Below are 20,321 nucleotides of genomic sequence, written 5' to 3'. Positions count from 1 at the left end.
CCCGCTCAGGACGCGGCGGCGGCCGGGCGCGGACTTTCGACCGGCTGCGCCTTGAAGCGCATCGAGAAGTCGACCGCGTGCACGTCCTTGATCAGGGTGCCGGCCGAGATGCGGTCGACCCCGCTCTCGGCCAGCGCGCGCAGCCGCTCGAGCGTCACGCCGCCCGAGACCTCGAGGCTGCAGCGGCCCGCCGCCAGCGCGACCGCCTGGCGGATCTGCGCGAGCGGCATGTTATCCAGCAGGACCATGGTCACGCCGGCCGCCAGCGCTTCCTCGAGCTGGCCCAGGGTCTCGACTTCGACCTGGATGAAGCTGGCGCCTGCGCCCTGGCGCAGCGCCGCCGCATAGGCCGCGCCGAGCCCGCCGCAGGCGGCGATATGATTTTCCTTGATCAGGATCGCGTCGTGCAGGCCCATCCGGTGGTTCTGCCCGCCGCCGCAGCGCACCGCGTACTTCTGGGCGGCGCGCAGGCCGGGGATGGTCTTGCGGGTGTCGAGGATGGCGGCGCCGGTGCCGGCCACGGCCTCGACATACAGCGCGGTCTTGGTCGCCACCGCGCTGAGCGTCTGCAGGAAGTTCAGGCAGGTGCGCTCGGCGGTGAGCAGCCCGCGCGCGCTGCCGCTGATCTCGACGATGGCGGCGCCCGGCGCGCAGCGCTCGCCATCTCGCACCAGCCACAGCGCCTGGGCCGAGGGCGCCACCTGGCGCAGCGTCTCCATCACCCACGGCTGGCCGCAGATCACGGCGGCCTCGCGGCAGACGATGCGCGCGCGCGCCGTCTGCCCGGCCGGCACCAGGGCCGAGGTCAGGTCGCCGGCGCCGACGTCTTCCATCAGCGCGCGCCGCACGTCTTCCTCGACCTGCCTCGCGAATTGCGTCTCCATGGCCGCGCTCAGATGACGACGCCGCGCGGGATCGGCACGCCGTACAGCGAGCCGGCGTAGGCCGCGTAGACCGGATCGTCGACGTTGCAGGCGTGGCCCATGGCCACCGACAGGTCGCGCCAGGTGCGCTGGATCGGGTTGGTCACGCGGCTGGCGTTGCCGCCGGCATGCTTGAAGACCTCGGCCGCCGCATTCGCGGCGCGGCGCACGGCGCGCACCTGGTTCACGCGCGCCTTGTACTTCATCTCCTTGGTGACCTTGCCGCCGCCCTGGACGAAGCGGTAGATCTCGCCGATCTCGCCCAGCACGTGCTGGCGCGAGGCGTCGATGTCGGCCAGCGCCGCGCCCAGGGACGCCATGTGGTAGGGGTTCTGGGTCTGGCTGGTGCCCATGCGGGTCACGCGGCTGCCGGTGTACTCGGCGAAATGGTTGACCACGCCGGCGGCGATGGCCATCGTCGCGGCCGAGATCGCGCCCGGGAAGAACAGGTCGAAGGGGATCTGGTACAGGGCGGTGCCGGGACGGTTGCGGCTGGCGTAGACGCAGTCGTTCAGGTCCTGCACGTTATAGGTGCGGTACTCGGGCACGAAGACTTCCTTGACCAGCACGTCCTTGCTGCCCGTGCCCTGCAGGCCCATCACGTTCCACGAGTCCTGCAGGATCTCGTAGTCGGCGCGCGGCAGCACGAAGTGGGTCAGCACGTTGCAGACGCCGTCCGCGCCTTCGGCGAAGCCGCCCAGCACGGCCCACTTGCAGTGGTCGGTGCCAGAGGAGAACGGCCACTGGCCGCTCAGGATGTAGCCGCCGTCGACGCGGCGCGCCTTGCCGATCGGGGCATACGGCGAGGCGGTCCAGGTGTCGTGGTCCTGGCCCCAGACCTCTTCCTGCATGCGCGGGTCGCCCTGGCCGAACTGGAAGGGATGGACGCCGACCACCGAGCCGACCCAGCCCAGCGAGGAGGCTTTCGAGCCCAGGTCCATGACGGTCTGGTAGAACTCGCGCGGGTCGGCCTCGTAGCCGCCGTAGTCTTTCGGCTGCAGCATGCGCACCAGGCCGCTGTCGCGGATCAGGCGCGCGCCCTCGTCGGTGACGCGGCCCAGCGCATTGCTGGGCAGTTCTTCCTGGACGAAGCTGTCGATGTTGCCAATGATGGTTTCTCGTACCGGATGCATGATGCACTCCTCTTTATTCGATTGTTTGGTGGGTTCCGGCGGCGCCGGATGCTGCATGCTCAAGCCTTGGGCGGATCCATCATCAGCGCGGTCAGCTCCTTGTGCTGCCTGCGGTGGCCCCAGCTGCTCGGCTTGTCGTAGGTGCGCGGCACCCACAGGTCGTGGTCGACGTCCAGCCCGCCCCAGCCGTATTCGAGGCGGAAGCCGGAGGGCGTGTACATGTAGAACGAGATCATGTGGTCGTTGCTGTGGCGGCCCAGCGTGGTCGTGATCGGGATGCCGCGCGCCTCGCACAGGTCATGCGCGCTGCCGACGTCGTCGAGCGAATTCACTTCGATCATCAGGTGCAGGAAAGCCACTTCACGGGTCGGCAGGCTGCTGATCGCCAGCGAGTGGTGGCGCCCGTTGATATGGTAGAAGTGGGCTTCGAGTGGGCCGTCGCGCACGATGTCGGATGGGTGGAAGCCCAGCACCTCGCGATAGAAGCGGTCGCCCTCGGCGAGGTCGGCCACGGCCAGCACCACGTGGCCCAGGCCCTGCTCGGCGGTGCGGAAACCTTGAATCGGGCGCGCCGGGTGGAAGGGCGCGACCGTGTGGTGCTGACCCCAGGCCAGCTCGTGGCGAAAGCCCGAAGGGTCCTTGAACCAGTAGAAGCCCTCGACCTTGCGCTCGGCGTTCTCCTCGCTGCGCGAGCGCGCCACGTCGAGGCCATGGGCATGGACGCGCTCGGCGATGGCCTTGGCGTCGGCTTCGTCCTTGACGCTCCAGCCGATGTAGGCGATGGCATTGCGTTCGCCCGGGTGGATGGTGATGCGATGGGCGGCTTCGTCGATCCGGAAGCGGACCGCGCCGTCCGGGCCATGCCCGGCATGCTGCAGGCCGAGCACTTCCGGACCGAAGCTTTCCCACTGCGCGTACTCGGGCGACTGCACCCCGAGGTAAGCAAGCGACTTGATCATTCGCTGTCTCCCTGTTTTTGTCGATTACGGATTCTGGAATATGTATTCATCCACGCCCAAAAAAAAGCGCGGATGGGTCCGATTACGCTGCCTGGCGGGCGCCGTTGTCGGGATTGCCCTCAATGAAGGAATCGATCACGCGGTTGAACTCGTCGGTGTGCTCGAGCTGGACCCAGTGGCCGCAGCGGTTGACGATGTAGACGCGCGAGTTGGCGATCGCGCGGGCCAGCACCAGGGCCGAATTGAAGTGCACGGTGCGGTCGTCGCGGCCATGCATCAACAGGGTCGGCGCCGCGATCGTCGCCACGCGCAGCGGATCGAGCCTGACCATCGGCTTGCCGTGGCCGCTCTTCCAGCCCTCGATGTGGTCGGGGCGGGCCAGGGCCGCCTTGACGCGCTCGGCCAGCAGTTCGTCGGTGACGTGGCGGGTATCGAAGGCCATGCCCTCGACGAACTTGCGCATGGTCTCGATCGACGGATTGAAATACGCCGCTTCCAGCGCCTTGACGCCTTCCGACAGGCCGGCCGGATCGAAGATGCCGGGCACGCCGGCCGAGGACCCCATGGTGATCAGGTGCGACACCAGTTCCGGGCGCTCGTAGGCCAGGCGGATGCAGGACGAGCCGCCCATCGAATTGCCGACAAAGGCGGCGCGCTCGATGCCGAGCGCCTCCAGGAACTCGGCCAGGGCGCCGCTGTTGTCGCGCTGGTCGTAGGTGACGGCCTGGGACTTGCCCCAGCCCGGCAGGTCGATCGCCAGCACGCGGTATTTTTTGGCGAGCGTCGCGATGTTCGGGTTGTAGTTGCTCCAGGCCGAGGCGCCGGGCCCGCCGCCGTGCACCAGCACCAGCGGATGGCCGGCGCCGGCCTCGTGGTAGTGGATGTCCCAGTTCTTGGTCTTGATGCGCTTGCTGGTGTTTTCTTCAGTTACGTTCGCCACGTCTTCCTCCGTTCAACATCGATATGGGTTGGCTGCCGGGTGCATCCGGTCGTCACGCGGCCTGGCGTGGCCGCAGTGCTCCAAAACATATTAGCTGAACCTTCGTTCTAGAATCAAGGTTTTATTTGTGGCGTGTTCCGGGCGGTGGGGTGGTCGGCTGGACCCGGGCGTGTGGGCTGACGTGGCGTGTGCGCCGCCCACGCGTTCAACGGGGTCGTGAACTGCCGCGACGGTGCGGCCGCTGGTTGAACGCGTGGGGTGACGCGGGCTAAATGCCCGCGGAACGCGAAGCAGGCGCACACGCAGGCGACGGCCTTGTGATACGCCGCTGCGGCGCGGCCGCTGGTTGAACGCGTGGGCGGCGCACACGCAGGCGGTGTGCTTACACCCGGGTGGAGCCGACCACCCTACGCTGGTCGGCGAGCTTGAGGTTGGCCGAGGCCTCGGCCACCAGGTGGATCAGGCTCGATGCGAGCATGGGGCGGAAGGCGCGGATCGATTCGCCGGAGGCGCCGGCGATCGCGTTGCCGTCCTGCAGGGCGAGGGTGAAGCCGCTCAGGCGTTCCGGCAGGTCGGGGTCGTGCGCGATCAGTTCGGGCGCGATGGTGTTGCGCCACCATGCGGCCAGCTCGGCGCGCTGGCGCTGGCGGATCTTCAGGAAGCGCTCGCGCGCGACCTGTTCGCGCACCGATTTCTCCACGCTCAGGATCACGCCCAGGCGCCAGAAGTCGGCGGCGTCGTACTGGCGCCCCGCTTCGGGGCTGCCGAAGATGCGCTCGATGTGCTGCTCGAAGGGCTCGCCCGGGCGCGGCTGGAGGGTGGCGGCGACCTGCGTGTGCCAGCGCTCGAAGCTGGTCTCGATCAGGGCGGCCAGCAGCAGGTCCTTGTTCTCGAAATGCCAGTAGACGCTCCCCACCGGCAGCTCGGCCTTCTTCGCGACCTTGGCCATGGTCGCGCCGCTGTAGCCCTCGTCGCAGATGACCTCGAAGGCGGCATCGAGGATGCGCTCGCGCGAGGCGGCGCTGGTGCGGTGTTCTCCGGAACGGCGGGGGCGATTGGTAGTCAGGGACATGGGTTCGGCATTCTCCAGTAGGGGAAAAAATGGTAACACGCGAGATGGCATATAGACCACTGCGCGACCACTGCGCGACCACTGCCCGGCGCCGCCGCCGGCGGCTCGAACCGGCCTGTTCCCTAGCGCGCAGGCCGACCCATGCCGCGGCAGCATAACTGAAATGAAGCTTTGCGCATTGCTTCGCTTGCCACGATCACAAAAAATGGCGCCATCGCCGGGTGCCTTGCGTGCCCGCGGCTTTTGCCCGCTTATGCCCGCTTTTGTCCCCGCTTATGCAATCAAGAAGGAACCCATGAACAAACTCAAGCTCTCCGTGGCCATCGGTAACTACGACCGCTGCCGTCCCCTGATCGACGGCGCCGTCCAGATCGACGGCGTCGATCCGGTCTTCATGACGCTGTCGCCGGAAGAGATCTTCTTTCGTGCCTTCCGCGGCGAGGAATTCGACATCTGCGAACTGTCGCTCTCGAGTTCGACCGTCAAGACCGCGGCCGGCACCCTGCCCTATGTCGGCGTGCCGGTCTTCCTGTCGCGCGCCTTCCGCCACACGGCCATCTACGTGCGCACCGACCGCATCAAGAAGCCCGAGGACCTGCGCGGCTGCCGCATCGGCCTGCCCGAGTACCAGCTCACGGCCAACGTCTGGGTCCGCTCCTTCCTGGAAGACGACCACGGCGTCAAGCCATCGGACGTGACCTGGGTACGCGGCGGCATCTCGCACGCGGGCCGCCCGGAAAAGATCAAGCTCGACCTGCCGCCGAACGTCCGGCTGGAAGACGCGCCGGAAGGCGAAACCATCTCCAGCCTGCTGGCCAAGGGCGAGATCGACGCCTATGTCGCGCCGCGCGCGCCGGATGTCCCACCGGGCACGCCGAACGTCGGCTGGCTGTATCCGGACCCGGTCGCGGCCGCCCAGGACTACTTCCGCCGCACCCGCATCTTCCCGATCATGCACATCCTCGGCGTGCGCCGCGAACTGGCCGAGCAGCACCCCTGGCTGCCGGGCGCCGTCTATAAAGCCTTCAACCAGGCCAAGACGGTGGCGCTGGACCACTTGGGCGAGACCTCGGCCACCAAGATCACCCTGCCCTTCGCCGAAGAGCGCCTCAAGCAGGCGCGCGAACTGATGGGCGAAGACTTCTGGTCCTATGGCATCGACGGCAACCGCCACGTGCTCGACACCTTCTTCGACCACCACCACCGCCAGGGCCTGTCCTCGCGCCGCGTCACGCCCGAGGACCTGTTCCACCCGGGCACCTTCGAATCCTTCAAACTCTGAGGACCACGCATGAGCGAATTCGACTCCGAGTCCTACCAACGCTGGCACGGCGCCCACCTGGCGCCGCTGTGGGCCAGCCCGAACGCGCACAAGCCGCCGCCCGGCCCCGCCGCCGCCCATATCTGGCGCTGGGCCGAGACCCGCCCGCTGGTCGACCTGGCCTTCCGCGAAACCTCGCCGGCGGCGGTCCAGCGCCGCGTGCTGCAGATGCTCAGCCCGCACGCGCGTTCGCTGGCCGACGAATACACCTGCGGCAGCGTGCTCGCCGCCCTGCAATGCCTGCTGCCGGGCGAGACCGCGCGCCCGCACCGCCACACCATGAACGCGCTGCGCTTCCTGCTCGAAGGTGCCGGCGCGGTCACCCTGGTCGACGGCAAGGAATGCCCGATGGCCTTCGGCGACCTGGTGCTCACGCCCGGCATGTGCTGGCACGAGCACCGCCACGACGGCATGGAACCGGTGGTCTGGCTCGACGTGCTCGACGTGCCCTTGCACCAGAACTTCGGCACCGTCGTGTTCCAGCCGGGCCCGATCCCCGATACCCCGGTGACGATGCTTGACGCCGCCTTCGCGGTCCCCAACATCGTGCCGGAAGCCTTGGCCGGCCGGCGCGACCATTCGCCGGTGTTCCGCTACCCGTATGCCGACGCCCTGCGCGCGCTGGCGCACGCTCCGGCATCGAAGGACGGCGCGCGCCGCGTCCGCTACGTCAATCCGCTGACCGGCGCCGGCGCCCTGCCGATGCTCGACACGGCGATGATGCAGTTGGACGCCGGCGTGCGTACGCTGCCGGCCCGCACCAACGCCAACCTGGTCTGCACCGTGGTCGAAGGCCATGGCGAAACCCGCATCGGCGACCAGGTCTTCGCCTGGGGCCCGCGCGACACCTTTACCGTACCCCAGCACAACTGGGTATCCCACCGCGCCGGCGACGCCGACGCGCGCCTGTTCATCGTCTCCGACGCCGACCTGCTGCGCCGCCTCGGCCTGCTGACCGACGAAACCGACACCCGCACTGTTACCTGAAAGACGCCACACCATGAAAATCTGCTGGTACGACCAACAACAACTGGGCGTCGTCGCCGACGGCAAGGTCTATGCCGTGGGCGGCGCCCTGGCGGCCCTGCCGGCCGCGCGCTACCCGCATGCGCCGGGCGACCTGCTGCTGGCCCACCTCGACACGGTACGCGCCGCGATCGAGCGCCTGCTGCCGAACGCGCCCTCGAAACCGGTCGAGGAAGTACGCTTCCTGAGCCCGGTGGCCAATCCCGGCAAGATCATCGGGGTGCCGGTCAACTACGCCGACCACGTGGCCGAGGCCGAAGCCGACCGCGCCACCTTCAGCAACCGCTACCAGGGCGAAGTCCGCGAGCAGGGCCTGTTCCTGAAGGCCGCCAGCAGCCTGGTCGGCCAGGCCGAGGGCGTGACCCTGCGCTTCCCGGAGCGCCTGTCGCACCACGAGATGGAACTCGGGGTCGTGATCGGCAAGACGGCCGCCAACGTCTCGGAAGAAGAGGCCCTGTCGTATGTGGCCGGCTATGCGATCGCGCTCGATATGACCGTGCGCGGGCCGGAGGACCGCTCGCTGCGCAAGTCGGTCGACAGCTATGCCGTGCTCGGCCCCTGGCTGGTGACGGCCGACGAGATCGCCGACCCGCAGGCCATCGACATCGAACTGCGCGTCAACGGCGAGCTGCGCCAGCGCGCCAACACCGCGTCCATGATCATCGGTATCGCCGAGCAGATCGCCTGGGCCTCGCGCTACTACACCCTGCACCCGGGCGACATCATCATGAGCGGCACCTGCGCCGGCGTCGGCCAGGTGCTGCCGGGCGACGTGATGGATTGCGCGATCGACGGCGTCGGTTCCATGCGCGTGGCCGTGCGCGCCGGCTGGGAGTAAAGATCATGACGATCAGCGTCCGCCTCGAATCGATCGCCTACGCGACCGACGACATCCGCGAGTACAGCTTCGTGCGGCCCGACGGCGCGGCGCTGCCGGCCGTGACGGCCGGCTCCCACGTCGACGTCCGCCTCCCGAACGGCATCACCCGCTCCTATTCGCTGCTGCATGCGGAAGATGCGCCCACGCGCTACGTGGTCGGCGTCAAGCGCGATCCGAACAGCCGCGGCGGCTCGCAGTTCATGCACGAGCAGCTGCGGGTCGGCACCCTGCTCGAACTGTCGGCGCCGCGCAACCACTTCCCGCTGGTGGAAAGCGCGCCGCACAGCGTACTGTTCGCCGGCGGCATCGGCATCACGCCTATCCTGTGCATGGCCGAGCGCCTGACCCAGCTGGGCGCGTCCTGGGAGCTGTGGTACGCGGTGCGCTCGCGCGCCGACCTCGCCTTCCTGCCGCAACTGGCCCAGTTGGGCAAATCGGGCGCGCGCGTGCACCTGCACGTGGACGCGGATGCACAGGCCGTGCTCGACATGGCCGCGATCGTGGCGCAGGCGCCGGCCGGCGCCCATTTCTATTGCTGCGGCCCGGGCCCGATGCTGGCCGCCTACGAGGCCGCCTGCGCCGCGCGCGATCCGGCCACGGTCCACCTGGAACGCTTCGGCGCCAGCGCCCCGGTTGCCACCAGCGGCGACGGCTTCATCGTGCAGCTCGCGCGCAGCAACATCGAGCTGCGCGTGCCGGCCGGCGCCACCCTGCTGCAGGTGCTCACCGAGAACGGCGTCGCCGTCGAGTCGTCCTGCGAGGCCGGCATCTGCGGCTGCTGCGAGATCGCCGTGCTCGAAGGCGACATCGACCACCGCGACGAGGTGCTCACGCCGGCCCAGCGCGCCGCCAACAAGTCGATGATGGTGTGCTGCTCGCGCGCGAAAAGCGAGCGCCTGGTGCTCGACCTCTAAGTTCTGCTTCATCCTCCTTTGCCGCGCACCGGTCCCCGCCGGCGCGCGGTTTTTTTTTGCGCCGGCTCCCAGCCGTAGGGTGGTCGGCTCCACCCGGGTGTAAACACACCGCGTGCGTGTGCGCCGCCCACGCGTTCAACCCGTTCAACCGCCTCCTGAAACCTCGCGATGCCGCATCGGCCGCTTGCACGCGTGGAGTCGGGACCCCACCCTACGACGAAACGGATGATCGGACCCGTAGGGTGGGCGGCTCCACCCGGCCGGCGGCAGCCACGCTGCGTCAACGCCGCCCACGCGTTCAACCGCCTCCTGAAACCTCGCGACAGTACCTTGTCCCAAAAAAAACGGACCCTCTCGGGTCCGTTGATGAAGGGGCGCAGCCGGCTCAGCCTGGCTGCACCTTCTCACTCTGGATGCCGCGCAGCGCCTCGGCTTCGGCCTCGATTGCCTCGTCGGTTCCGGCGGTGTGCACCGGCAGTTCCTGGTCGAAGCGCTCGGCGCTGAAGTAATAGGCCACGGCGCTGACCAGGCACAGGCCGCCGAAGAAGACGGCGACCAGCACCGGGTCGGTGCCGCCGCGCATGGCCAGCAGGCCCGAGGCGATCAGGGGCGCGGTGCCCGAGCCGATGGTCGAGGCCAGCTGGAAGGTGACGGCGATGCCGCTGTAGCGCACGTCGGCGGCGAACTTCTCGCCCATCCAGGTATTGACCGGGCCGCCCATCATGGCCTGCACCAGCGGCAGGGCCAGGATCAGCGCCAGGATCAGGCCGCCCAGGCTGCCCTCGTTCACCAGCAGGAAGATCGGCCAGGTGACGGCGGCGCCGAGCAGCGCGCCGGTGATCAGGAGCGGGCGGCGGCCGTAGCGGTCCGACAGCGCGCCGAAACACGGCATGGTGAAGATGTGCAGCAGGTTCGCCACCGTCATCGCCAGCAGCGCGTCGGTGCGGGTATGGCCGACCGTGACCGCATAGTTCAGCAGGAAGGCGGCGGCGAAGGTCGCGAACGCCAGCGGGGCCAGGCCGCCGATCACGCCCGACAGCACCTGGGCGCGGTTGTGGCGGAACACCGTCACCACCGGCAGCACGCTGACCTTCCTGCCCGAGGCCAGGCGCTTCTTGCGCGCTTCCTCGAACTCCGGCGTCTCTTCGAGCTTCATGCGGATCACGATGCCGAGCACCACCAGCAACGCGCTCAGCAGGAAGGGAATGCGCCAGCCCCAGTCGAGGAACTGCTCGTTGGGCAGCTTCGAGAACAGCATCATGATCAGGGTGCCGAGCACGGCGCCGCTGGGGCCGCCCGAGGCGACGATCGAGACCGCCAGGCCGCGTCCGCGCGGCTTGGCGTGCTCCATCGACATCAGGGTCGCCCCGCCCCATTCGCCGCCGATGGCGAAGCCCTGCACCAGGCGCAGCACGACCAGCGCGATCGGGGCCAGGATGCCGATCTGCTGGTAGGTCGGCAGCAGGCCGATCAGGACGCTGGCGCCGCCCATCAGCATCAGCGTGATCATCAGGATCTTCTTGCGCCCGAGGCGGTCGCCGTAGTGGCCGAAGATCACGGCGCCGACCGGACGGGCGAAATAGCCGGCCGCCAGGGTCGCGAAGGCCGACAGCGTGGCCGCCGTCGGGTCCATGTTGACGAAGAAGATGTGCGGGAAGACGATCGCCGCCGCCACGCCGTACAGGAGGAAATCGTAGTATTCGAGCGTCGTGCCGAGGTAGCTGGCGAGGACGGCCCGGCGCCGGTTCGTGATCTGCGCCTGTGTAGTTGGATGGTCAGCCATGATAATTCCGTCGGTTAGTCTATCGGTTCAATGTGGGTCCGGTGCGGCGGGCTCAAACCCGGCCGCGGTCCTGTTCCGGCTGGTCGAAGATCGCCGGCAGCTGCCTGAAGTCCTCGAGCCTGCCCATCGGCGCGCGCATCCTCAGCATCGGCAGGTAGTAGCGGAAGTAGGCCAGGATCAGGATCACGTTCATGTACAGGCACCAGACGGCCATGTAGGTGCTGAAGATCCGGTCGTAGCGCAGGTTCAGGAAGATCGAGTTATGGAAGACCATGTACGAGACCGGCAGCGCCGCGGCCAGCGCCAGCGGCACGAACACGTTGAACACGAGGCAGAGGCCGACGATCAGCTCGACCGTCTTGACGAGGTCGAACAGGCCGACTTCGAGCAGCGACACCAGCATCACGTTCGAGGCGTGCATGTTGCCCAGCGGCTGGGGGAAGATCGGCGGGAAGCCGAACAGCGACAGTAGGTGGCTGCTGCCGCTGACGATCATCCAGGTGCCGAGCATGATGCGAAAGAAGATCAGCACCAGCTTGCCGATGAACCAGATGTCGAGTTTGTTGGTGGTGGACAGCGCCGCCGGGGTGGATATTGCCATGATTCTTGTCTCCATGATGCGATGTTGTTCTGATGGGGCGGGTCGGGCGGCCGCTTACGGGGCCTTGGCCAGGCCCAGGTCGACCTGCTCGCCGAGCGCGCTGCCGGCGCAGCCGCCGGCCAGGGGCTGGGCGATGGTCTTGCGCCAGACGATGCGTCCGTTCCCGGTGCGGAACATGTCGACCAGCTCGTGGGCGCCGTGCCCGGTGCCGGCGCTGGTCCCGGATTCCACGCAGTGGTGCACCGCCACGTTCAGGCCTTCGGCCACCACCTGGCGCACCGTCGAATGCAAGGGCGCCGATGGCTGGCGGTAGACCGCGTCGGGCGTGAGGTCGGCCGTCTTCGGCGTGTAGTAGAGCTTGGCCGCCTGGGCCGGGTCGCCCTGGCCGTAGGCGATGCCCATGAAACCGGCCACGACTTCGCGCGGCATCTGGCCGACGCCGGGGCCGTTGTCGCCGTACCAGCGCGGATTGAAATGCAGGTCCTGCGCCACATAGCCGGTCAATAGCACACCGAGTGCGATCGAGAGGACGTTGAGTTTTTTATCGGTTATCACTGGTGTGTCTCCTGTTTGCCAGCCCTGCTTGTTTGATTGTCGTCAGGTCCCATCGGGACGTCTCCTTTATGCGCTGTGCATGATGTTGGCGGCCGGCGCGCGCCGCGCACCGCATCCACGGTTCAGCGAGCCTGTCCGGCCGCGGCCTGGGTTGCAGCTTGATACAGCGGCCGCAGCTCCTTCCCGTAACGGTCGAAATAGCGTGCCCGCAGCGGCGCGCTCAAGGCCTGCAGCCGCGCCAGTTCCGCCGGCGCGAAGGTGATCACGCGCAGTCCCAGCCCGGCCAGCGCCTCCTGTGCGCTCTTCGCCTCGGCCCGGGCCGCCGCGCGCTGGACCCGGCCCGCTTCCAGGGCGGCCGCGCGCAGCACGCGCTGCTGCTTGCCGGTCAAGCTGTTCCAGGTGCCGGCCTGGGCGACCAGGACCAGGGGACTGTAGGAATGCCTGGTGAGGCTGAGCGAGGACTGCACTTCGTGCAGGCGCCCGGCCAGGATCTGGGAGATGAAATTGTCCTGGGCGTCGACGCGGCCCGCGGCCAGCGCCGAACGCAGCTCGCCGAAAGGCAGCGGCACCGGCGTGGCGCCGAAGGCCTCGAAGGTCTCGGCGAACACCGGCTCGTTGATGACGCGGATCTTCAGGCCGCGCAAGTCCTGCGCGCCGCGCACCGGTCCTTTGGATGTGGTGATGTGGCGGAAGCCGTTTTCCCACCAGGCCAGGCCGACCAGGCCGGACGGCGCCAGGCGTCCCAGCAAGGCAGTGCCGAAAGCGCCATCCAACAAGGCGTCGGCCTGCGCTTCGTCCCTGACCAGGAACGGCAGGTCGAGCAGCGTGAACCCGGGCTCCAGCGGCGCCAGCCCGGTGCCGGCAACCAGCATCAGGGCCGGGGCGCCGGCGCTGCCGGCTTGCAGCGCGGCGAGCTGCTGGGCGGGCGAGCCGGGCAAGGCATCGGTGCGCACCGTCACCCGCAGGCCGGCGCCGCTGGCCGCCGCGACCTCCTCGGCGAACTTGCGCATGCCCTGGCGGACCGGATGCTGCTCGGCCAGGTAGGCGCGGTAGTCGGCGATCTCGAGCTGGCGCGGGGTTGCGTGCTCTGCCTGCCCTGCCGGCGCCGCCAGCGCGGCGTGGGTGGCCGCCAGCCCCAGGAGGGGAAGCAGGCGCCGCGCCAGGCCGGCCGCGCGTTGGGTAAAGGTCTCCAGCATTGTTTCGAACTTTCTATTGCGTCTGAAGATTATCATCCTTGCCCACTCCGCTTTCAATGCCGGCTTGCGAATGTCTGCTATGTGCCAGGCGCATATCTGGTCTCCGGTGCAGGCGGACTTCAGGCAATCGCCATCGCGCGGGTCAGGGCCGCCACGTCGCGCTCCGCCTCCAGGTTCAGGATGCGCGCCATCAGGGCAGTGGCCTGGGCGCGCTTCATCCCGGCAGCGTCGGTACATTCGAGTACCTTGTTGCGGTACTCGCCAGGCGTCATCGGGTTCTTCGGGTCGCCCTTGGCGAACTGCACCTGTTTCGTCAATACCTTGCCGTCGCGGGTCTTGAGTTCCAGGCGCACGAAGCCGGGGCCGCCGTCCGGGCGCACCAGGCTCTTGTCCTCGACCGTGACCATGCGCTGCGCCAGCGCGCGCAGGTCGGCGCGTTTCAAGGCCGCCTCCGTGAAGTGGCGCAGGCCGACCTCGCGGTCCTGGATCGCCACCGCCACCATCCAGGGATTGCTGAACTGGGCCTCGACGATGGTCTTCGGGTTGCGCTTCTTTTCCAGCGGCGCGCCGAGCAGCATCATCTCGGCCGGCGGGCTGTAGATCGTCACCGAATCGACATCGGCCGGCTTGATGTCCTCGGCCTTGACCAGTTCCAGGATGCCGTCGATGGCCACATGGCCGCCGCGGCAGCTCGGATAGGGTTTCGGCGCGATGTCGAGACCGGCGAAACGGGTGCCGAGGCCGCCGAGCAGCGCCTCTTCCGAGTATTGACCGCCGTGGTATTGCTTGAACAGGCCCTTGACGCCCTGTAGCACGCGGTCGGAACCGACCACGCCGTGCTTGGCCAGGCGCGCCGACATGATGCCGCCGTAGGCGGCGAAGCCGGCGCCGAGGCGCTTGGCGTGGGTGCCGTCGACGCTGGCCTGGGCATTGCCCGACAACTGGTGGTAGGCCAGGCCGACGGCCGCCGCCAGCTGCTCGCGGTTCAGGCCCATCAGGCGCCCCGCCACCAGGGTCGCGGCCAGGAAGCCGTACATCGGGGTCGGGTCCCAGCCGACGATGAAGGGCGAAACGCCGGGCGAACCGGCGCGCGACAGGCGGCAGGCGGCGTCGGTACCGGTGGCAACCGCGGCGATCAGCTCCTTGCCGCTGACGCGGCCGCTGAAGTCGGCCACCGCCAGCGCCACCGGGATCGTTACGCAGGAAGCGTGGATCAGCGAGGGCTCGTAGGTATCGTCGTACTCGAGGGCCGCGGCCATGGCGGCATTCAGGCGCGCCGCCTTCTCGGCCGGCAGGCGCAGGCTGGTGCCGAGGACCAGGCTTTCGCCCTTGCCGCCGGTCTCGCGGCTCCAGGCCTCGAGCTGGCGGATGCCGTCGGCGCCGCGCGCCGGCAGCGTGACGGCCACCGTGTCGAGGATCTGGGTCTTGGTGGCGGCCGCCACTTCCGGCGGCAGGTCCTCGTAGCGCGTTTTAAGGCAGTAATCGACCAGCGCGTAGATCGCGTCCGGCACCTGGGCGGGGGCGGTGCCGGCGGCCGGGGCCTGGCCGGCCTCGACGAAGGCCCAGGCCGGGGTCGCGGCCCACGAGGCCAGCAGCGCCGACAATCCTACGAACTTCCTGCGACTCGTTTCCATGCTTGTCTCCTTGTTGTAATGGGTGTCCCGACGGCGCGCGTTTTTGGAACCTTAGCGCTTGCGGTCGCGCACCAGCATGTAGATCAGGCCGACCCAGGAAGTCGCGAAGGCGACCAGGTCGTAGTTACGGATCGGGCGGAAAGTCGTGTAGAACAGGCCCGTCGAACCGATATACGCGCCCGCCGTCAGCAGCAGGCACACCACGACCGCCATCCATTTGCTCTTGTCCATCAGTTCACCTCGCTCTTGTAGTTGACATTGCGTGCGTTGCCTTGCTCGAGGATGCGGCCCCCGACGATGGGCTTGTAGGCGCGTTCGCCGTCCCACAGCCAGAGCGGCTCGAGCTTCGGTTTCAGGACGGCCACCATCCAGCCGCTGTAGGCCAGCAGCAGCGCGCCGTTCAGGAACAGTTCCTGGGGACCGGTGAACAGCTGGCGCGGGGTGGCGACGATGAAGGTGTTGAGCCAGAAGATGTTGACGGTTGCCGGGAATTCGAGGATCAGGCCCAGCAGCGTGAAGCGATTCGTCAGGATCATGGCCCCGGTGACGATTTCCAGGTACTTGATCGCCTGGTACAGGTAGATGTCGGCATTGGCCTGGACCCAGGCGCCGCCGACGCCGGGAATTTCCGGAACGTAGCCGGTGGCCGCATAGCGGATGCCGGAAAAGAGCAGGTGCGCGCCGAAGTACAGGCGCAACCAGTGGACGATGTAATACCAGGCTGAGTTCTTGGACATTTTTATACTCCCCTCTATTGGACTAGCTTGGAGCGGGCGCCCTGCGGCGCCCGCGCTTGCACTGCGAAATCGCTCGACGCTCAGAAGCGCCAGGTCAGGCCGGTGGTGACGGCGTCGACCGACTCGCCGGCGCCCGGTCGCGGGCTCTGGAACACGCCGTAGCGCGCCGCGCCGTCCTGCGACAGGTGGGTAAAGGCGGCCATCAGCATCAGGCGCGGGTTGACCGCGTAGGTGTAGGCGGCGCCATAGTTGGTGGCGTCGCTGTTGGCCGTGCCGCTCGAGTAGCGGCCATAGGTCATGCGCACCGTGCCGCGTTGCGAGACCGGAATCGCGACCCCGAACAGGCGCACGGTTTCGTCGTTGCCGTTCAGGATGCCGCCGCCCGCGGCCCGGGTCGGGTCGGTCGACTTGCGCCGGATGTAGCTGAAGTAAGGCTGGACCGGGCCGGCCTCGTATTTGGCGCCGAAGGCGATCTCGGAATTGGCCTCGGTCGCGCGGATCGCGCCGGCGCCGTCGGTGGCACCGGCGCGCACGTACAGCACGCCCAGCTGGAGCGGTCCGGCCACGTAGTCGGCCCCCGCTTCGAGCAGGTCCGGCTGGGTCGCCGATCCTTCGGACGGGCTATAGGCGAGCGTGCCCTGGACACCGGCCACGCGCGGCGCGATATAGGCGAGCGTGTTTTCGGTGCGGCCGGTCGGGTTGATCAGGAAGCCGGTCGAGGTGCCGTTGCCGGAGGCGACACCCGGCGCCGGGAAGGCCAGGGTCGTCACCACGCCCCAGGCGTCCATCGCCGGCAGCAGCATCGGGTCGTAGGACGGGAAGAAGTTGTAGGTCGGGCCTTGCTGGCGGCCCAGGCGCAGGGTGCCGAGTTCCCGGTTCGCCAGTTCGACATAGGCCTGGCGGCCGAACACCCGGCTCGGGTTGCCGTTGGTCGAGCTCGACGTGCCGGTATCGAGGTTGATCCCGGCCTCGAGGCGGGCGCCGACCGTCCAGCCGTTACCCAGGCTTTCGCTGGCCAGGAAGCCCAGGCGCGAGCCGGAGCCGCCGGCGTGCAGCGCCGTCTTCGATTCGTTCGGGGTGCGGTAGCGCGCGATCGAGATGTCGGCCACGCCGTAGATCTTGAGGCTGCTCGCCGGTGCTTCAGGGGCTTTTGCCGGAGCCTGGGCCATCGTTGCGGCCGATGCGCACAGGGCGCCCATACCGGCTAAAAACTTCTTCATGCTGTCTCCATTCTTGTCATATGCAGGGCGGGGACGCCCTCCTGCCAGCCTGCGCTGGTACTTCGAACGCCGCCGCCCTTCTTGCGCGGGCTGGCCGGGCGGCTAATTTGTCAACACGTCCACGGCCGTCGATGCGGTTCGGCGCGTGGGTTCAATCTGCGGGGATTCAGTGCGCGCCGCTGCGGTCGGGAATATGCGGGTGGCATGGAACCGGGAAAGCGCGCAGCATGGGCCGGATAAGGCTGGCTGCTCGTTTCCCGCTGCGGCGGGTCGGCGCATGGGGCATGAAGGTCTCCGTTTTCTCTTTACCAGATTTTATACTCTGGAAGTTATGTTCTAGAATTCTCGTCATCTTGCCGGTGCGGTGCAACCCGAAAGCCGGCATTGCTGCTATACGTTTTTTGCATCGCTCGTAGGGTGCTCGGCTCCACCCTTGCGGCGGCGGCGCTGCGTATGCGCCGCGCACGCGTTCAAACCGTGCTTGCATCTTCGCGGCTGTGCACCTGCCGGTTGAACGCGTGGGCGGCGCCGACGCCGGCGTGATGCTTATGTCAGGGTGGAGCCGACCACCCTACCCGGCGCCTGTCAGGCAGCCGCGCGCCCCTTCAGCATGTCGAGCGCGACATCGACGATCATGTCTTCCTGGCCGCCGACCATGCGCCGCTTGCCCAGCTCGACCAGGATGTCGAAGGCGGGGATGCCGTAGCGGGCCGACGCCGCTTCCGCGTGGCGCAGGAAGCTCGAATACACGCCGGCATAGCCGAGCGCCAGGGTTTCGCGGTCGACCCGCACCGGGCGCTCCTGCATCGGCCGGACGATGTCCTCGGCGGCGTCGATCAGGCGCTTGACGTCGCAGCCATGGGCGAGGCCCATGCGGTCGGCGGCGGCGATGAACACCTCGAGCGGCGCATTGCCGGCGCCCGCGCCCATCCCGGTCAGGCTGGCGTCGATGCGGTCGCAGCCGTGTTCGAGGGCGACCAGCGAATTGGCCACGCCCAGGCTCAGGTTGTGGTGGGCGTGCATGCCGGTCTCGGTCTCCGGCTTCAGGACCTCCTTGAAGGCCTTGAAGCGCGCGGCGATGTCGTACATGTTCATCGCCCCGCCCGAATCGACCACGTAGACGCACTGGGCGCCATAGCTTTCCATCAGCCTGGCCTGCTCGGCCAATTTCTCGGGCGTGCTCATGTGGCTCATCATGAGAAAGCCCACCGTGTCCATGCCCAGCTCGCGCGCGTATTCGATGTGCTGGCGCGAGATGTCCGCTTCGGTGCAATGGGTGGCCACGCGCACGATGCGTGCGCCGGCGTCATAGGCGTTCTTCAGGTCGTGGATGGTGCCGATCCCGGGCAGCAGCAGGGTGGCGACCCTGGCATGCTGGATGTTGGCGGCCACGGCTTCGATCCATTCGAGGTCGGTGTGGGCGCCGAAACCGTAGTTGAAGCTCGCGCCGCGCAGGCCGTCGCCGTGCGCCACTTCGATCGAGTCGACCCCGGCGGCGTCGAGCGCGCGCGCGATCGCCACCGCCTGTTCGATCGAGTACTGGTGGCGCACCGCGTGCATGCCGTCGCGCAGGGTGACGTCGGAGATGGTGATTTTCTTGTCGTGCTTGAACATGGCTTGTCTCCGTCGGAACCTTATGCGGCCAGCGCCGCGGCCTGCATGCCGGCCGCGATGCGTTCGGCCGTCGCCAGCGCCGCGCTGGTCATGATGTCGAGATTGCCCGCATACGCAGGCAGGTAATGGGCGGCGCCCTCCACTTCGAGGAACACCGATACCTTCAGGCCGGCCTGGCGCCCGATGCCGGGCACGTTCGGCGCAGCCTCCGGCCCGAAGCGCTCGAACTGCACGTCCTGCTTCAGGCGGTAGCCCGGCACATAGGCCGCCACCTCGGCCGCCATCTCGCGCACCGAGGCGCGGATCGCGTCCTGGTCGGCGTCCAGCGCGGCCAGGCAGTACACGGTATCGCGCATGATCAGCGGCGGCTCGGCCGGATTGAGCACGATGATCGCCTTGCCGTGGCGCGCCCCGCCGACTTCGACGATGGCGCGCGAGGTGGTTTCGGTGAATTCGTCGATGTTGGCGCGGGTGCCGGGGCCGGCCGACTTGCTGGCGATCGAGGCGACGATCTCGGCGTAATAGACCTCGGCCACGCGCGAGACGGCCGCCACCATCGGGATCGTGGCCTGGCCGCCGCAGGTGACCATGTTGACGTTCGGCGCGTCGGCGTGCAGGTCGCCGTTGACCACCGGGATGCAGTAGGGACCGATCGCGGCCGGGGTCAGGTCGACCATCCGCAGCGCCGGCTTCAGGGCGCGCAAATAAGCGTCGTTCCTGACGTGGGCCGCGGCCGAGGTGGCGTCGAACACGATGTCGATCTGGTCGAAGCCGGGCATGCGCGCCAGCCCTTCCACGCCTTCATGGGTGGTGGGCACGCCCATGCGCGCCGCGCGCGCCAGGCCGTCCGAGGCGGCGTCGATGCCGACCATGGCGCCCATCTCGACGTGCCGGCCGTGCCTGAGGATCTTGATCATCAGGTCGGTGCCGATGTTGCCGGAGCCGATGATGGCGACCCGCTGTTTTCGCTGGTTCGTTGCTTGGTTCATGGTGACTCCCTGGTTAGTTGCCGAAGACTGCGCGCACGTCGCCCAGTCCCTCGATGCGGGCGGTGAACTGGTCGCCCGGTGCCACCGCCGCCATCGGCCCCACCGCGCCGCTGAGCAGCACGTCGCCGGCGCGCAGCGGCGTGCCGACGCGCACCATCATGTCGGCCAGCCAGACCGCGGCGTTGAGCGGGTTGCCGAGGCAGGCGGCGCCGCTGCCGCGCGAGACCTCCTCGCCGCGCCGCTCCATCGTCATCGCGCAGTGCACGAGGTCCAGCTTGCCGAGCCGGACCGGGCGCGAGCCGAGCACGAACACGCCGGACGAGGCGTTGTCGGCCACCGTGTCGAGCAGCTTGATGTTCCAGTGTTCGATGCGGCTGCCGACCACTTCGATCGCCGGCAGCGCATACGCCGTGGCCGAGACCAGGTCGGCGAAGGTGTGGCGCTCGTGGGTCAGGTCGCGCTCGAGCACCAGCGCGATCTCCGCCTCGACCTTCGGCTGCAGGGTCCGCGCCAGGGGAATCGGCTCGCCGTCGCCGAAGGCCATGTCGGCGAACAGCACGCCGAAGTCGGGCGAATCGACACCCAGTTGCTGCTGGACGGCGGTCGAGGTCAGGCCGATCTTGCGTCCGACCAGGCGTGCACCGGCCTCGGTGCGGCGGCGGGCATTGTGTTGCTGGATGGCGTAGGCGCAGGCGACCGGATCGCCGCCGGCGGCCGCTTCCAGGATGCGCTCGCGCAGCGGCGCGCAGGGCTGGCGCAGGGTTTCCGCTTCCCAGAGGGCGTCGGCGATTGCGCCGACCAGTTGCTGGTTCATGATGGGACCT

20 protein-coding genes are annotated in these 20,321 nt (G+C 68.3%); 4 read left to right on the top strand and 16 right to left on the bottom strand.

What is annotated here, in order from left to right:
• Positions 1–5: 5 nt before the first annotated feature.
• The 5 genes from nadC to ACFPAH_RS12920 all read right to left on the bottom strand — a co-directional run bounded on the left by nadC (position 6) and on the right by ACFPAH_RS12920 (position 5,027).
• Positions 6–884: a carboxylating nicotinate-nucleotide diphosphorylase gene (gene nadC, locus ACFPAH_RS12940; RefSeq protein ID WP_379745750.1), complete on the bottom strand. Its 879-nt coding sequence runs from the start codon at positions 882–884 to the stop codon at positions 6–8.
• Between the two features lie 8 nt (positions 885–892).
• The gene (locus tag ACFPAH_RS12935; protein WP_379745747.1) at positions 893–2,056 is read right to left on the bottom strand and encodes a hydroxylase; all 1,164 of its coding nucleotides are present in this window, start codon (positions 2,054–2,056) and stop codon (positions 893–895) included.
• A 59-nt stretch (positions 2,057–2,115) separates the two neighbouring features.
• Positions 2,116–3,015, bottom strand: a complete 900-nt coding sequence (locus tag ACFPAH_RS12930) for a VOC family protein (RefSeq protein WP_379745744.1) — start codon at positions 3,013–3,015, stop codon at positions 2,116–2,118.
• Between the two features lie 82 nt (positions 3,016–3,097).
• The gene (locus ACFPAH_RS12925; RefSeq protein WP_379745741.1) at positions 3,098–3,955 is read right to left on the bottom strand and encodes an alpha/beta fold hydrolase; all 858 of its coding nucleotides are present in this window, start codon (positions 3,953–3,955) and stop codon (positions 3,098–3,100) included.
• 382 nt (positions 3,956–4,337) lie between these two features.
• Positions 4,338–5,027, bottom strand: coding sequence for a TetR/AcrR family transcriptional regulator (locus ACFPAH_RS12920; RefSeq protein ID WP_379745738.1), 690 nt, complete (start codon positions 5,025–5,027; stop codon positions 4,338–4,340).
• A gap of 295 nt (positions 5,028–5,322) precedes the next feature.
• On the opposite strand from ACFPAH_RS12920, the gene ACFPAH_RS12915 reads away from it, so the two are divergent.
• The 4 genes from ACFPAH_RS12915 to ACFPAH_RS12900 are packed head-to-tail and all read left to right on the top strand — an operon-like array spanning position 5,323 to position 9,168.
• Positions 5,323–6,309, top strand: a complete 987-nt coding sequence (locus tag ACFPAH_RS12915) for an ABC transporter substrate-binding protein (RefSeq protein WP_379745735.1) — start codon at positions 5,323–5,325, stop codon at positions 6,307–6,309.
• 9 nt (positions 6,310–6,318) lie between these two features.
• Positions 6,319–7,335: a cupin domain-containing protein gene (locus ACFPAH_RS12910; RefSeq protein ID WP_379745732.1), complete on the top strand. Its 1,017-nt coding sequence runs from the start codon at positions 6,319–6,321 to the stop codon at positions 7,333–7,335.
• 13 nt (positions 7,336–7,348) lie between these two features.
• Positions 7,349–8,212 (top strand): fumarylacetoacetate hydrolase family protein, encoded by an 864-nt coding sequence (locus ACFPAH_RS12905; protein WP_379745728.1) that lies wholly within the window; start codon positions 7,349–7,351, stop codon positions 8,210–8,212.
• A gap of 5 nt (positions 8,213–8,217) precedes the next feature.
• Positions 8,218–9,168 carry a PDR/VanB family oxidoreductase gene (locus ACFPAH_RS12900; protein WP_379745725.1) on the top strand — a complete coding sequence of 317 codons (951 nt, stop codon included), beginning with the start codon at positions 8,218–8,220 and terminating at the stop codon, positions 9,166–9,168.
• 385 nt (positions 9,169–9,553) lie between these two features.
• Here ACFPAH_RS12900 and ACFPAH_RS12895 read toward each other — a convergent pair whose 3' ends face one another.
• The 11 genes from ACFPAH_RS12895 to ACFPAH_RS12845 all read right to left on the bottom strand — a co-directional run bounded on the left by ACFPAH_RS12895 (position 9,554) and on the right by ACFPAH_RS12845 (position 20,311).
• Positions 9,554–10,951: an MFS transporter gene (locus tag ACFPAH_RS12895; RefSeq protein WP_379745722.1), complete on the bottom strand. Its 1,398-nt coding sequence runs from the start codon at positions 10,949–10,951 to the stop codon at positions 9,554–9,556.
• A 52-nt stretch (positions 10,952–11,003) separates the two neighbouring features.
• Positions 11,004–11,552, bottom strand: coding sequence for a DoxX family protein (locus ACFPAH_RS12890; protein WP_379745719.1), 549 nt, complete (start codon positions 11,550–11,552; stop codon positions 11,004–11,006).
• 54 nt (positions 11,553–11,606) lie between these two features.
• Positions 11,607–12,107, bottom strand: a complete 501-nt coding sequence (locus ACFPAH_RS12885; RefSeq protein ID WP_379745715.1) for a nuclear transport factor 2 family protein — start codon at positions 12,105–12,107, stop codon at positions 11,607–11,609.
• Between the two features lie 122 nt (positions 12,108–12,229).
• On the bottom strand, positions 12,230–13,303 hold the full coding sequence (locus ACFPAH_RS12880; RefSeq protein WP_379745712.1) for a DctP family TRAP transporter solute-binding subunit: 1,074 nt from the start codon (positions 13,301–13,303) through the stop codon (positions 12,230–12,232).
• 119 nt (positions 13,304–13,422) lie between these two features.
• Positions 13,423–14,937, bottom strand: coding sequence for an MmgE/PrpD family protein (locus tag ACFPAH_RS12875; RefSeq protein WP_379745709.1), 1,515 nt, complete (start codon positions 14,935–14,937; stop codon positions 13,423–13,425).
• 51 nt (positions 14,938–14,988) lie between these two features.
• Positions 14,989–15,168 carry a hypothetical protein gene (locus tag ACFPAH_RS12870; protein WP_379745706.1) on the bottom strand — a complete coding sequence of 60 codons (180 nt, stop codon included), beginning with the start codon at positions 15,166–15,168 and terminating at the stop codon, positions 14,989–14,991.
• Positions 15,168–15,674, bottom strand: coding sequence for a hypothetical protein (locus ACFPAH_RS12865; RefSeq protein WP_379745703.1), 507 nt, complete (start codon positions 15,672–15,674; stop codon positions 15,168–15,170). The genes ACFPAH_RS12870 and ACFPAH_RS12865 overlap by 1 nt, the downstream gene beginning before the upstream one ends.
• Positions 15,675–15,754: 80 nt before the next feature.
• The gene (locus tag ACFPAH_RS12860; protein ID WP_379745700.1) at positions 15,755–16,894 is read right to left on the bottom strand and encodes a porin; all 1,140 of its coding nucleotides are present in this window, start codon (positions 16,892–16,894) and stop codon (positions 15,755–15,757) included.
• A 585-nt stretch (positions 16,895–17,479) separates the two neighbouring features.
• Positions 17,480–18,508 (bottom strand): 4-hydroxy-2-oxovalerate aldolase, encoded by a 1,029-nt coding sequence (gene dmpG / locus ACFPAH_RS12855; RefSeq protein WP_379745697.1) that lies wholly within the window; start codon positions 18,506–18,508, stop codon positions 17,480–17,482.
• A gap of 20 nt (positions 18,509–18,528) precedes the next feature.
• A complete protein-coding gene (locus tag ACFPAH_RS12850) occupies positions 18,529–19,497 on the bottom strand; it encodes an acetaldehyde dehydrogenase (acetylating) (RefSeq protein WP_379745694.1) in 969 nt (322 codons plus the stop codon).
• Positions 19,498–19,510: 13 nt separating this feature from the next.
• A complete protein-coding gene (locus tag ACFPAH_RS12845) occupies positions 19,511–20,311 on the bottom strand; it encodes a fumarylacetoacetate hydrolase family protein (protein ID WP_379745691.1) in 801 nt (266 codons plus the stop codon).
• Between the last annotated feature and the right edge of the window lie 10 nt (positions 20,312–20,321).

It is taken from the genome of Massilia sp. GCM10023247, assembly GCF_042653325.1.
Taxonomy (GTDB): Bacteria; Pseudomonadota; Gammaproteobacteria; order Burkholderiales; family Burkholderiaceae_D; genus Telluria.
This window is presented reverse-complemented; position numbering and strand designations above follow the sequence as displayed.

Excerpts from the sequence above, each read along its gene's own strand:
- dmpG (WP_379745697.1), bottom strand. The coding sequence starts at position 18,508 with ATGTTCAAGCACGACAAGAAAATCACCATCTCCGACGTCACCCTGCGC.
- ACFPAH_RS12905 (WP_379745728.1), top strand. The coding sequence starts at position 7,349 with ATGAAAATCTGCTGGTACGACCAACAACAACTGGGCGTCGTCGCCGAC.
- ACFPAH_RS12895 (WP_379745722.1), bottom strand. The coding sequence starts at position 10,951 with ATGGCTGACCATCCAACTACACAGGCGCAGATCACGAACCGGCGCCGG.
- ACFPAH_RS12910 (WP_379745732.1), top strand. The coding sequence starts at position 6,319 with ATGAGCGAATTCGACTCCGAGTCCTACCAACGCTGGCACGGCGCCCAC.
- ACFPAH_RS12915 (WP_379745735.1), top strand. The coding sequence starts at position 5,323 with ATGAACAAACTCAAGCTCTCCGTGGCCATCGGTAACTACGACCGCTGC.
- ACFPAH_RS12935 (WP_379745747.1), bottom strand. The coding sequence starts at position 2,056 with ATGCATCCGGTACGAGAAACCATCATTGGCAACATCGACAGCTTCGTC.
- ACFPAH_RS12850 (WP_379745694.1), bottom strand. The coding sequence starts at position 19,497 with ATGAACCAAGCAACGAACCAGCGAAAACAGCGGGTCGCCATCATCGGC.
- ACFPAH_RS12865 (WP_379745703.1), bottom strand. The coding sequence starts at position 15,674 with ATGTCCAAGAACTCAGCCTGGTATTACATCGTCCACTGGTTGCGCCTG.
- ACFPAH_RS12930 (WP_379745744.1), bottom strand. The coding sequence starts at position 3,015 with ATGATCAAGTCGCTTGCTTACCTCGGGGTGCAGTCGCCCGAGTACGCG.
- ACFPAH_RS12890 (WP_379745719.1), bottom strand. The coding sequence starts at position 11,552 with ATGGCAATATCCACCCCGGCGGCGCTGTCCACCACCAACAAACTCGAC.
- nadC (WP_379745750.1), bottom strand. The coding sequence starts at position 884 with ATGGAGACGCAATTCGCGAGGCAGGTCGAGGAAGACGTGCGGCGCGCG.
- ACFPAH_RS12870 (WP_379745706.1), bottom strand. The coding sequence starts at position 15,168 with ATGGACAAGAGCAAATGGATGGCGGTCGTGGTGTGCCTGCTGCTGACG.
- ACFPAH_RS12845 (WP_379745691.1), bottom strand. The coding sequence starts at position 20,311 with ATGAACCAGCAACTGGTCGGCGCAATCGCCGACGCCCTCTGGGAAGCG.
- ACFPAH_RS12900 (WP_379745725.1), top strand. The coding sequence starts at position 8,218 with ATGACGATCAGCGTCCGCCTCGAATCGATCGCCTACGCGACCGACGAC.
- ACFPAH_RS12875 (WP_379745709.1), bottom strand. The coding sequence starts at position 14,937 with ATGGAAACGAGTCGCAGGAAGTTCGTAGGATTGTCGGCGCTGCTGGCC.
- ACFPAH_RS12860 (WP_379745700.1), bottom strand. The coding sequence starts at position 16,894 with ATGAAGAAGTTTTTAGCCGGTATGGGCGCCCTGTGCGCATCGGCCGCA.
- ACFPAH_RS12880 (WP_379745712.1), bottom strand. The coding sequence starts at position 13,303 with ATGCTGGAGACCTTTACCCAACGCGCGGCCGGCCTGGCGCGGCGCCTG.
- ACFPAH_RS12920 (WP_379745738.1), bottom strand. The coding sequence starts at position 5,027 with ATGTCCCTGACTACCAATCGCCCCCGCCGTTCCGGAGAACACCGCACC.